This window comes from Streptococcus sp. 2106, from assembly GCF_013277315.1.
Classification (GTDB): Bacteria; Bacillota; Bacilli; order Lactobacillales; family Streptococcaceae; genus Streptococcus; species Streptococcus pseudopneumoniae.
In genome coordinates this window covers 52,403-65,578 of the sequence record NZ_VMMS01000029.1, presented here as the reverse complement: position 1 = coordinate 65,578, position 13,176 = coordinate 52,403, and the positions used below count along the sequence as shown (strand labels likewise).

Genomic DNA, 13,176 nt, shown 5'->3' with positions numbered 1-13,176 from the left:
GATTATTATACCTTAAAATTAAAACGCTTTCAAGAGTTTGTAGTATAATAGATTTCAGTTTCAAAAACTAGCCAAGTCAAACAGCTCCTCTAAAAGTACTTTCAGAGGAGCAAGTCGACCTATAATAGGAGAATACCAAAATTTAGTTTACAATTTCTGACAATTTTACTTTGCGATCTTCAAACATAGACTGGGTACAAGCATCTGCAGTAGCAATTGCTTCTAGGGCAGCTTCACCTGTCAAAAGTTTTGCAAATTCTTCTGATACTGGAGCTCCTTGCATAATCTCATGCAGATAGCGCATTTCTTTATCAATGACAGATGATAGCCATAATGGAGTACGTTTACCTGGTTTACCATAAGCAATTGCTCCATCCATCTCTGTACTATGATAGATACGAGTGCGATCATCATCTTCTTCTTGCGATTCATGAATCAAGAAATAACTTTCTTGCCCATCTAGCTTAAGAGTTCCTTTACAGTTGAATAAGTCTAAGCGGATGGCACCTTTGCTTCCTTGGATTAAGACATAATGTTCACCCCAACGATAAGCTGAACCCCATTCTAACAAAGCAAAACGCTTATTAGAAAATTCCATATTGACAAAAATCATATCATCTTCATCACCGAAATGTTCACCTTCATGGGCTACATTTCCACCTGTCATGGTTACAGTCTCAGGCATGCCCCCCATAAGGAATTGAACACAATCCAATTCATGGATGTGGTGATACAAGTGACCACCTGATTTTTCACGAATTTTTTTCCATGATACGGACGGTTGTTGTTCTTCCCAACCATTACGAGCTGTATGACAATATAGAACGTCTCCGATAACTCCTTGATTAATGAGTTCTTTTGCATGATGAACACCATTAAAGAAATTCATAATATGTCCTGCCATAAAGGTTACATTGTTTTCTTTACACGCATCGACCATCTCGCGACAATCTTGATAAGAAAGCGCAATAGGTTTTTCACAGAAAACATTTTTACCATGCTGTGCAGCCTTAATAACCGGTTCCTTATGAAGATTATTTGGAGTTGCGACGATAACACAATCTACTTCATCGCTAGAAACCAACTCATCTAAGGAACTTGCTACTTTTGCTCCCAATTCTTCTGCAATCGCCTCTGCATTATCTGGATCATAGAGAAGAGTAATCTCTGCTCCATCATTCTTTTGCATGTAGCGAGCCAATTCAGCTCCAAAATACCCTGCTCCAACAACACCGTATTTAACCATGTTTTTCTCCTTTATTTTGTTAAATCATTAATTTCCAAATCTATATACTGAACTACATTGCTTAAATGCAATTCATTTCTCGACCACGAATCATATTTTTCAAACAGTACACCTATGTGATGATTTGGAAATTCTGTAATCGCAGAATAGGCATAACCATACGAAGGCAAATCAATATCATAGTGATATTTCCAATCAATACTATCATCTTCTTTATTGACTAAACCGACAACTAATTGACCTCCCTTACGGCCACTTCTAGAATTTGGTGTACTCAAAATGACTGCTTCTTTTCCATCAATTAATTGAGAATATTTAATTGCAGATACTTGTGTGCCATATGAAGTTTGTTGAATTCCATCAATATACGAAACTTCCGACCATGTTTCTCCAGAATCTCTACTAGTCATATAAGCTATCTTACCTGTAGTGGTTCTAAAGAATGTTCTAATCACACCATCTCTCAGTTCAACCATTTGTGCTTCTGCTGTTGCATTTTCAAACGGAATTGAAGCTGAGGATTTCTTCCATGTTTGACCACTATCATCAGAAATGAGATAGGTTAGTTCTCCACTAGTATATGTTGCAAAAATCAATCTGTTACTTGATTTTAATGCTAAACCTTGTCCGGGACATAAGCAAGTTCCATTATGTTTTTCTCCTAAGAACGGAGGCAACAACTTAAATTGTTCCCAACTCTCTCCTCTATTCTGACTAGTTGTCATTGCTATATAATTAGTAGGAGTCACTTTAAATAACGAATCTTTGTAGAAAACATTCATAGGAACCTGTTTTCCATTATGCCTTTCTCTTAAAGAGCCACTATCAAAATCAACCGAATATTGTTCGACTGTTAAAGACTTTCCTCCCTCCAAAACTTCATACTTATCATTTATAGTATAATTTGTAGGTTTATTAGTTGTTTCATCATAAACGACACCATTTTCTCTAACTGTATAACGGAAATCGTTATCTCCATTCTTCTTTAGTTTTAAATAATAATGACCATTTATTTCTTTAAAACCTGAGTCGGCTTTATTTGCATTATTATTTCCAATACCCGCAGGCATAACATCAGCTAGTAATATCGTTTTCCCAGATTTTTTATCTTCAACAATAGATGAATCTATGAATGAAGCACTTCCACTAATTTGACTATTCTTTAATTTATTATCTCGTGGCCAGTAAACTAACTGCTCCTCATAGTCATTAAACTTCATAGCAAAAATTGGCTCACTCCACGTTTTCCCATTATCATCACTATAAGAAGTGGCAATATTAATCTTACTTTTAGAATCATGAGTCCCACCATAACGTGCATCAATACTTGATAGAACTCTTCCACTACTTAATGTATATAGTGTCGGTATTCTAAAATAGTTAGCTTGAGTAGAATCTCCTGATTGGAAAATTAACTGAAATGGATTTGACAAGGGAATATTTGAAACTTCCTGATCACTAATTGCTTTGTTAAATAGACTGATTTCATCAATACTTCCTTTTGCGAGGTAATGTTCCTTACCTTCACGATTAACAGCTCCTAGTGTTGCCTTATCTATACCATTTATATTTGAAATTGGCAAAAATGTATCAACTGTTTCAGAGAACACTTCTATTCCATTAACATACATTGTGTATGTTTTATCTTTAGAATCAGATACAAATACTAGTGTATTTTCAACTGCCTGTCCTTTATGTTTTCCCCATAATGAAGCTGGTCTGGAAAATAAATAATTTATTCCCTTTTGGGCGTCTCTTATTTCTACACCTATCTCACCAGAATCTCTCATGAAAATTGAAAAGTAATTATTTTTAAAGTCTGCTTTACTATTAGATAGGCCAAACAAAGCTTGAAGAGAGTTTGGTTCATCTGCTTTAAATTTCATTACTACTGTCTGACTCTCTCCAGACAATTTATCTAATAACAAAGAGCTGATATCTATACTCTTATTGTTCAGTTGATATGAACCTCCTTGAAAAATAGGAGATATGGACAGTTGACCATAGTTTAATTCATTCGCATGAATCAAAGTGGGAACTCCCATTAAAAGACTAATGCCTACAACAGAAATTCCTAGTTTTGAATAAAGACCTCTTTTATTCATTTTTTTCCTTCTTTCGTCTACTTCACAGATCCTTCTGATAATCCACTTGCAATCTTATTTTGGATGATAGAGAAGAAAATGATTGATGGAAGAACCACAATAACAGATGCTGCCATCATATCTCCCCAGTCTAGTATTTCTGAACCATTAAGCGAACGAAGGGCTACTGCTACTGTCATCTTTCCTGTATTGTTAATCAAAATCAAAGCATATAAGAATTCATTCCAAGCATTGATGAATGTATAAATAGCTGTTGCTACAATACCTGGTGCTACAATCGGTAGCACAACTTTATAAAACGTAACAAATTTATTTGCACCATCAATTCGAGCCGCTTCTTCAATTCCAATTGGAACTGTTTGGAAAAATCCAACTAAGAGCCAAACTGCATATGGAACACTAAAAGATAGATAAACCATCATCAAGCCAAATAAACTATTTGTTAACCCAACTTTAGCAATGGCAATTGAATAGGGAATTGCTAACAAAATTGGTGGGAAAATGTAGGTAATGACGAGTAGTCTCGACATGATTGCTCCCAATTTAGGGAAGAATCGAACAATACCATAGGCTGCCATAGCAGAAATAATAATCGCAATAAGGGTTGTAGCCAAGGCAATGATTAAACTGTTTCGAATGTTATCAATAAAGTGCAAATCGTTGATAACATGTGTAAAATAATCTAATGTAAATTGTTCAGGCCAAAATCGTGTTGGATACTGAGTTAATTCCCCTTTACCCTTGACAGACGATATGATAATCCATACCAATGGGAAAATTGCAACAATGGTCGCACCAATCAAGAGTACATGTGAGAGAATATCTAAATAAATACTGGATTTCTTCTTCATTATTTTCTACCCTCCTTTTCCCACTTACTGATGATAGCAAAGTAGATAAAGCAAATCGCCACCAAGAAGATAAAGAGCAATACTGTAACTGCTGAAGCACGACCCAACAATTTAGTTCCCCAACCTAGGTTGTAAGCAAAAATTGGAAGCGTCGTTGTAGCATTAGCTGGTCCACCACCAGTAATGAGGTAGATAATGTCAAAGTTATTAAAGATCCATACAGTTCTCAAAACAACTAGAAGTCCTACAACCACTTTAATATGTGGAAAGACGACAAACTTGAAGACTTGCCAACTTGAAGCACCATCTATCTTAGCAGCCTCAAATTGTTCTTCGGGTACTGTTTGCAAAGCTGAAAGCACATTGACCATAATCATCGGCGCTCCAAACCAAATGTTGATAAACACCAAACATAGGAATGCCCATGTACTATCTGTCAAAAATGCAGGTGTATGTTCCATTAAACCTAATTTTACGATTAGATTAGGTAAGTAGCCATAAACCCCGTTTAGAATCCACTGCCAAGAAAAGGCAATAACGATGGTAGGAAATGCCCAAGGAACAATCAATAAGGTCCTATATAATTTCTTGAAGTGGCGTACTCTGTGAAGAGCTAAAGCCAATACAAACCCTACTAAAACTTGACCAACTAATGAGAAAACGGTCCACTTAATTGAATTAAAGAACGCATTAAAGAAGTTGGGATCTGATAGCACAGCTTTATAGTTAGCTAAACCAACAAATTTGTAATTGGGCATAATCAAATGCTTATTGGTGAAGCTATAAAAAATACTCGAGAAAAACGGATAAACAAAGAGTAATCCTACGATAATCATAGCTGGCAAAACAAATATCCAGCGAGTTAAATTACGTTCTTTAACCATTCTCCTTCTCCCTTCTTTTACAAGATTGGGCTAGGGCTTTCCAGCTCAATAGCCCACCTATTTTCTAGTCTTTTACATCTACTGAACAGCCTCAAATAAATCGTTTAATTGTTTTTCTGCTTCTTTTGCTGCTTTCATAGGATCTGTTCCATTTGTAATGATATCTTGGAACATTTGTTCAATAATGTGTTGGTTAGTCAACATACCAGCTTGTACACTTGGTCCATTTTCATAACCAATAGCAGTACCTTTTTTAACAGCTTCAGTAATTACTTCTTCAGCATGTTTAAATTTCTTACGAGTTTCATTTTCTTTATAGGCTGCAGAATCGCTAATCCCCTTAATAGTTGGCAACATACCTACTGGAGTTGAATCAAGGAATTTAATGTAGTCTTCTTCATTATAAAGTGATTCTAAGAATGCTTTAGCAACTTCTGGATGTTTTGAATTTTTCCAAACAACCATTGGAATGTTTGAAGTTTCAATTCCTTGGTCCTTATCAGATTCTTTGATTTTTGGAATAGGATAAGCATCAATTGAATCAATCAATTGAGGACTGTTGGCATTGATTCCTCCAATATGGAAGCCAGAGTTAAAGTCAAATGCTGTTTTTCCTTGATAGAACAAGGTAGCTTGTTGAAGGACATTAAAGTTCAAAGAATCTTGAGGTGAAATTTCTTTATACATTTTAACCCAGTATTTAATACCATCTTGAGCAAGTTGACTTGTCAAATCTGCTTTAAGATCTTTTGTCAAGAGACTTCCACCACCACTACGTACGTAGAAGTTCAAGAAACGTGTTGCCATTAAGTCATTTGTTCCAAACGGAACAGACAAGCCATAAACTCCAGCTTCTTTCAATTTTTTAGAAGCTTCATAGAGTTGATCCCAAGTTTTAGGAACCTCAATATTATGTTCTTTTAACAAATCAGTTCTAACCCACATAACTTGTGCATGTGAATAAAGAGGAACAGAGTAGTAATCATCTCCAATTTTTGCTTCATTTAAGGCAGTTTCGTTAAATTTATCCTGTCCAATACGCTTGATAGAATCGTTTAACGGAACCAAAGCATCTGAGTTTACCATTTCCATTACTTGGTTAGGAAGAGCTGTACTGATATCTGGCACATTCCCATTTGCTAAACCTGTAGTCCATTTAGTATAGAAGTCATTCCAAGAGAATGTTTCAATCTTAATTTTCGTTTTCGGATGCTTTTGCATGAAAGCATCTGCTGATTTTTGAATACTTTCTAAACGGGGTCCTTGAGTAAAGGAGTGCCACATTGTAATCTCGCCAGATAATTCTGTCGGTGGTTCAGTACTAGTTGTAGCTTCTTTTTTTCCTGAACAAGCTACCAAGGCAACGGCTGCTAGCGCAACTCCAGCTAGACATAAAAACTTTCTCATTTTTTTCATCGTTCTTCCCTTTCTACATTAAGAAATCGCAACTTTAAAGACAACTTTTTTCACAGGTTCATCATTTATACGAACCTTGGGTTGATGTAAATCTTCTGGAAAAGTGATGAGACATTCGCCAGCTCTCAAATGAACCAACTGTTCCACTTTCCCTGTGTATAATTCAATATCCTTCTCTTCATCATACTCTTGGGTAACGCTTACATTTTCCGGCGACGTAACAGCCATGGCTTCTTCGTTTTCCAAAACTAAATGAATATCCAAATATTTTTGGTGTGTTTCAAAGAAGGCCCCTGCTTGACCATCTGCTAGATAAGTAAAGCAATTCCCAAACAATCGATCACCATCGATAGCAATCGAACCTTCTGTTAAATTTTCTAGTCCTGTTTTTTCTAGAAAATCTATCAATGTTGCAAAATGTGGATTTACTCCCACATAAGTTCCTAAACGGCTAATTTTTGTAATAATCATCTCTTCTAACCTCCTTTCTCAATCTATTTTTCCTATCCAAGTTCCCCATTCTTCTGTCTAGCATTTTCTACTAGAAGGACATAAAAACACAACACTCTCTAGCCTATACTCTTTGAAAATCGCTTCAAACCACAGTCGCTTCACCTTGGATTATATAGGTCAGCTTATCTACAACCTCAAAGCGGTGTTTTGGGCAATCTGCTACTAGCTTGCTAGTTTCTTCTTTGATTTTCATTCAGTATCTCCTCAATCTTCACAAGAAGATCTGATTTTTCTAGCGACAAACAGAACAAATAAATTAGTTCAATGAACTACCTTCCTTATAGATGAAATTGATATTCATGAAGAAAGTCGCCCTTTATTTTTTGCAAAAGATACTAGTATGAATCTATTCGAGGACTTGAATTTATAAGCTGCTCACTTATACTCTTCGAAAATCAAATTCAAACTGCGTCAACGTCGCCTTGCCGTACTCAAGTACAGCCTGCGGCTAGTTTCCTAGTTTGCTCTTTGATTTTCATTGAGTATTAGTTTTTCTAAAATAATTCTAATCTATTATTCTAGCACTAATAGACTCTTTGGCTAAATCTCCTTTCTACATCTCGTTTCACCAAAAACTTTTAAGAGAGAAATACTCTATATTTCATTCTCTAAATTAGTTTTGTTACCGTTTCCAATTAGAGTATACTTTTTTTTTAGTATTTCAAGTCTTTTTCTAATTTGGAATTTAGTTTCAAATCTTTTTTAACTATATCAAATATATTAAAAGTACTTTCAAAAATAATCAAATTCTTACAATACTTGTTTCGAGTGGACAAGATAAGAAAACAAGAAAGTCAATTTTAGGAGAAAACAAGGTTAATAGTCACATGATATAATGCAATGATGTAAAAATCGAACAAATTGATTGGAAAATTCAAACCAATTTCTAACAATGATTTAAGAATTGTTGTGTCCTAATATAGATTCAATGCACTATAAAACGCATAATATCAAGTTTTTTTAATTACCTGATACTATGCGTGTTTGTGATTTTTAAGATTTTATGCCTAGAGTCTCTATATGAGGACTTAAAAAAACTGACTCGTAGATGATTTCCTAAAGTCAATCCTCTTACCTAAAAAAACGACTTCTAAAAAAGTTGCCTTCATCGAGAGGTGAAGCAATGATTGTCCTAAAAAATAGTTGGATCGCAAATCTCTCTGAAAATTTCTTCTCTCTGCCTAACTTGAATTTGAGATTCAACATTCTTATTTATGATGGTCTTTCAATAATACTTCAAACTCAGCAACGGTCATGCCCAACTGCTGACTGGCAACCTCGGAAGTCAGAAGTCCTTGGTGGACTAGATTTAGTAGCATAGACAAACTTCCTTCAACTTTCCCACGTTCAAGACCTCTCTCTAAACCTTTTTCCTCAGCTTGCTCCAAAGCATAGTCCTGTGCTAATAAGGCTTGTTCTTCTCGCCTGCGTTGTTCACTAAACATTTTCCTATCCTCCTCGGACCAGCTCTTGTAGTCCAGCAGTTGATCTGCTTGGCTGATGGCTCGCTCGGGTTGTTGAGTAAAGGGCTTGTTCCCAAAAAACTCCAACCACGGCTTTCGAACCTCGTCTTTGCTGGTTTCTCTGTATTTCTTTAATTCCAAGAATGCCATCTTGACTAGATGGTTTTCCTGACCATTGTTGATAATTGTTAAGACCTCACCTGTCGTATCCTCTCGCATACTAAAGCTATGAAAAGCTAAGTCATCTGAGAAGTAATTACTATCGACAATTGCGATAGCGTATACTGGTGCGATGTGTTTATAGCTCTGGTGTGTATCACCTTCTCGTTGGCGAATTTTTTCAAGATTTTGATTGACCTGACTGCACAAGTAAGCCCACAAACGATTGATGAAAAAATTCTGATGATGTACCTGAATCTCAATGATAACTTGAGTGCCGTTGTCCAACTCCGCTAAGACATCAATACTGGTATAGAAATCCTGTGCCGAGTATGGCATGGAAGGCAAGACATGAATATTGCTTCCCTCCAAAATGGTCACATTTTTTGCTGGTAAATCCAGCATATCGCGGATAAATTGACAAGTGATTTCTGGGTTGCTAAAGATTTTCTTAGCAACCAAATCATTGGTCGGGCTAATGCCCGGATGTCTTAGAATCATATTTCCTCTCCTTTCATTATAGCACATTTTTAAATCTAGGTTTACTAGATTCACTGCTACTACCTATTTATTCGGAAAAGAAAGACAAAAGGAGCGAGAAAGTTAAAAATTATTAATCCTAATCACTTGTAAAGAGATAAATCTTGCTCATATTATTTATTAAAGACTCTATTTTACAAAAAAGATTACAAAATCAGCCGTTTTAGAGAACTCTTACCACTTCCTAGACTATTAATTCTAATGTTTTTTATACTACTCGCTTGCTCATCAATAGGTCATAAAGCAAAATCAGTTGATCCATTCCCCGTACTCGTTCACTCTATAGCCGTCTGGTGTTAGCGAATTGAAAAGTAGTTTCCCAAAAGCATCGATATAGTACCACTTTCCTTTATAATAAATCCATGTATTGGATTCCATGGAACCAGATGATCCTAAGTAGTACCACGCGCCACTTGAATCTTGGAACCAGCCTACCTCCATCATGCCATTATCCTTGAGATAATACCAATTACCGTCTGTATCCTGTATCCAACCGGTTTGCATGATTCCATTCGCATCAAAATAATACCATGCATCATTTTCTTTCATCCAGCCTGTCCGTTCTTTCCCATCGGAATTTCTAAAATACCACTGATTATTTATCTTATGCCATCCTCTTTGTTGATTATATGTAATAACAGAATGTTCAACAGTAGAAAGTGACATGTTATCCGCTTCAACGCCAAAAACAGCTGTTAACGATGACGAACCTGTCCCGTTCGTTGTGAATTGAGCAGTGGTTTCTGGGCTAGATAATCTTTCCTGTTTTGATGGAGTCTTTATTTTTCTCTCATCTCGGTGCCCTTCTACTGTCAATTTTTCTCCACCTGTAACTTTAGCCACAAAGTCTGGAACTTCCACTCTTTCAGGGACTAGTTCTTTTGAAGATACTATAGACTTCCCAAGGTCGCCTGGTATTTTTTCTCCCGATACTAAAACCTCTGATTCTGAAAATTCCTCACTAGACGCAGGCAGTTCTTCTCTGATTGGCGCATCTTTTGGAACTAGAAACTCTACTTTATCTGGAGATACCACTTCCTCTTTGAGATTACTTGAGTTTTCTTCCGTCGATGACACCACTTCCTTCACACCCTTAAGAACCACACGTTCTCTCATGGGTGTAACCTCGACTGTACGAGAATTTTCAACAATCTTTCCATCAGCTAAGACCTTATAAATCACCTTAGTAACTTCTTTACCTACATACCCCTCCGAAACAACCTCCGTTTTCCCTTTCTCTAACTCTTCAGAGTCCTCAAAACGCTCTGTAATCGGAAGTTCTTTTATGACACTGTTGGGTTTAATACCTAAAGTAATCACCTTGGATTGAGGAGCTATTTTCTTCTCAGAAACTTGAGAAGATACCGCTCCTGTATACTTATCTACTTGATAAGTAGTAGTTCGAGTAACCACCCCTCCTTTACCCTCTACAACTGAACGGAAACCAAGCTCTTTTGTTTCATCTCCTTGGTAAAGAGTATCAAAAGCAATCGATTCTTTTTCTACTTTCGGCTTAGTACCTTTATACACTACTCGGTAAATAAGTGGAACACCTTCTTTTTCACCCTTAGTATCCTCTGTACGCTCTTTTCCAACCTCAAGGGTACTATCACCTTCGTAAGTGGTAATAACCTCTGTTTTCGGCTCCTTTTGCGGTTTGAGAGGAGGTTCTACTTTATCTTTATCAGACTCTATTTTAGGTGTACTTTGTTTTTCGTCTTTTGGAGTTGAAGGAAGTTTATCCTTATCCTTCTCATCCACCAAAACTTCATCTCTTACATAGACAGGCTCTTTTGGTTTACCTTCAATATAAGAACGAACCCAATCCAGTTGCTCTTTTGATAAAACCAAACCACCACTGCGGCTTCCTACAACACCATTTTGGTGAACTCCAATTAAAGTACCTTTGTCATTATAAAGACCACCACCAGACGCTCCGGGTTTTGTGCCTTCATAGCTGATACCCTCAATACCTGAACCGAAATCAGTAGTATCTACAACTTCACTATCCAAGACTGGAGATAAACGACCGTCCGGGAAACCATAAACCGAAACTTTTTCACCCTTAGCGATAGAAGTTGACTCAGAAACCACCTCTACAGGAGATACCGCTTTGAAATCTTCTTTTAGTCGAACCAAGGCTAAGTCATTTTTAAATCCAAATACGGAATCTTTTTTATTCCAATAAACAATATCATCATCTGAAAAATGCACAGACAACCCATTCGGCAAAGTTGCTTTATACACTGTATTAGTGCGACCAGATTTAGTAATTACTTCAGAACCTTTAACTGTTAAGAAATTATGAGCGACTGTTAACACCAAATTTGGTGCAATTAAAGTACCTGACCCCGACCCATCTGGCGTTTGAATGTGCGTTGTAGCATAGAAATTTTCTGAGCCATTCGGAGCTTGTAACACCTCTTTACTAGGAACAGGTAAGTTCGATTTACCACTCAAATCGACTTTACCAACTTCAGTTCTTGCAAAATCCGAAGAAGAGGTAGATGGAGGAGTTACCGAATCTACTACCGCTCTTATAATTGTATCTCCTAAAGCTAACTTACTGACATAGTCATCAGACCAAGTAGTATCACTTGCTAGTTTGTTAATTGGCACTTCGTTATAGGATACCACTTTAGCTGTTGGGGAAGTTGCTATTAACTGTTTGAAGTCTGGATTTTGTCTTAAATGAAAATTCAAGCCACTTCCAACAGGACCTTCCTGAACAACCTTATCTGAAATCAAACGAGTTCCTTTAGTATCTTCCACTCGAAGTAGAACACGACCTTTTTCTTCACCTTTTACTAAAGTAGCTCGACCTTTTTCATCAAAACGATACAAAGCACCGTCAATCTCAGACTCTACATCTTTTAAAGCTATATGATTTTCATCATAGTAGTAACGGTTTGCACCATCTATATACCAACCCTTTATACCATATTTATCAATCATAGAACGAATCCAAGCTCTGTGCTTTTCCGTAAAAATCGTACCACCCCCAATACGCTCACTCTCAGGAGCGTTTGAAGTATTTGTTCCGTGCTGGTGGATACCGACTACATCTCCCTTATCATTAAACAAAGGAGCACCTGAAAAACCTCCCAAAGCTGAGGAATGATAAGTGACTGCACCGCTCTCTTTATTGACACTGCTTACAGTTGTTGAGACTGAATAAGCCTTACCATCTTTCAACCTCTTCTTGTTTTCTTCACTTAAATTCGGAGTCGAAAAATCATTGGGATAACCTACCATAGTGATTTTATCACCAGTAGAAACCTCTTTATGGCTCAACTCTCTTGGAGAGTCCTCACCACCCGTCATAGCTTCTACAGGCTTTTTAGTTACCACTACTGCTAAGTCGTTGCTATAGTCTTTACCAAAGTCGTTGCCGTTATATAAGTGAATAGAGTCTTTTTCAAGAGCTTCTGATACTCCTGATGTCGGTACTTTGTTACTTTTCTCTGTGTCTGAGTTCATCACAACATAACTACGAGCAGACGCCCCACCACGCAAGACCGCAGACTTATCCTCTTGGTTTTTATCATAGTAGTTATGAGCTACTGTTACCATGACATTCGGCGCTACAAAGACACCACTGCCAGACGCGGTTTGTTTTCCACTCGTACCACTATCATAAGTGGTATAAGTCATAGCAACACCTTCTGCAGATTTACTATGAACGTCCACATCTTTTATATCATCGCCACCTTGAATAACGTCAGCATAAACGACCCCACCACCAATAACTGGTAAATCAGGAACCGATAATCCAATCATACTCACCAATGCCAGACATCCCACCAATCCATAAGCTTTTGACTTACGAAATTTTCCTAAACCCTTTAAATATAAAAACATCTTTTTCCTCACTTTAGTTTCTAATACTTATTTATCCAGATATAATAGCTTACAATCTTTTAAAATCTTCAAATAAGTTATGATTGTTCCATACTCTTCAAACCATGTCAGCCTTGTCGTGCCGTATGTATATGTTAC

Annotated in this window: 8 protein-coding genes; all 8 read right to left on the bottom strand. The window is 36.8% G+C overall.

Going from position 1 to position 13,176, the window contains the following annotated elements:
• Positions 1-142 precede the first annotated feature (142 nt).
• Entirely contained in the window at positions 143-1,246 is a 1,104-nt protein-coding gene (locus HT723_RS03830; RefSeq protein ID WP_000241724.1) for a Gfo/Idh/MocA family oxidoreductase, read from the bottom strand.
• An 11-nt stretch (positions 1,247-1,257) separates the two neighbouring features.
• Entirely contained in the window at positions 1,258-3,351 is a 2,094-nt protein-coding gene (gene nanB, locus HT723_RS03825) for a neuraminidase NanB (protein WP_172934679.1), read from the bottom strand.
• A gap of 17 nt (positions 3,352-3,368) precedes the next feature.
• Positions 3,369-4,202, bottom strand: a complete 834-nt coding sequence (locus HT723_RS03820) for a carbohydrate ABC transporter permease (protein WP_050245992.1) — start codon at positions 4,200-4,202, stop codon at positions 3,369-3,371.
• Entirely contained in the window at positions 4,202-5,086 is an 885-nt protein-coding gene (locus HT723_RS03815) for a sugar ABC transporter permease (RefSeq protein ID WP_172934678.1), read from the bottom strand. Before HT723_RS03815 ends, HT723_RS03820 begins: the two co-directional genes overlap by 1 nt.
• A 78-nt stretch (positions 5,087-5,164) precedes the next feature.
• Positions 5,165-6,502 (bottom strand): sugar ABC transporter substrate-binding protein, encoded by a 1,338-nt coding sequence (locus tag HT723_RS03810; protein WP_057517239.1) that lies wholly within the window; start codon positions 6,500-6,502, stop codon positions 5,165-5,167.
• A gap of 18 nt (positions 6,503-6,520) precedes the next feature.
• Positions 6,521-6,973, bottom strand: a complete 453-nt coding sequence (locus HT723_RS03805) for a YhcH/YjgK/YiaL family protein (RefSeq protein ID WP_000587462.1) — start codon at positions 6,971-6,973, stop codon at positions 6,521-6,523.
• Between the two features lie 1,250 nt (positions 6,974-8,223).
• Positions 8,224-9,138 carry an Rpn family recombination-promoting nuclease/putative transposase gene (locus tag HT723_RS03800; RefSeq protein ID WP_172934677.1) on the bottom strand — a complete coding sequence of 305 codons (915 nt, stop codon included), beginning with the start codon at positions 9,136-9,138 and terminating at the stop codon, positions 8,224-8,226.
• Positions 9,139-9,426: 288 nt separating this feature from the next.
• Positions 9,427-13,038 carry a trypsin-like peptidase domain-containing protein gene (locus HT723_RS03795; protein WP_172934676.1) on the bottom strand — a complete coding sequence of 1,204 codons (3,612 nt, stop codon included), beginning with the start codon at positions 13,036-13,038 and terminating at the stop codon, positions 9,427-9,429.
• Positions 13,039-13,176: the final 138 nt, after the last annotated feature.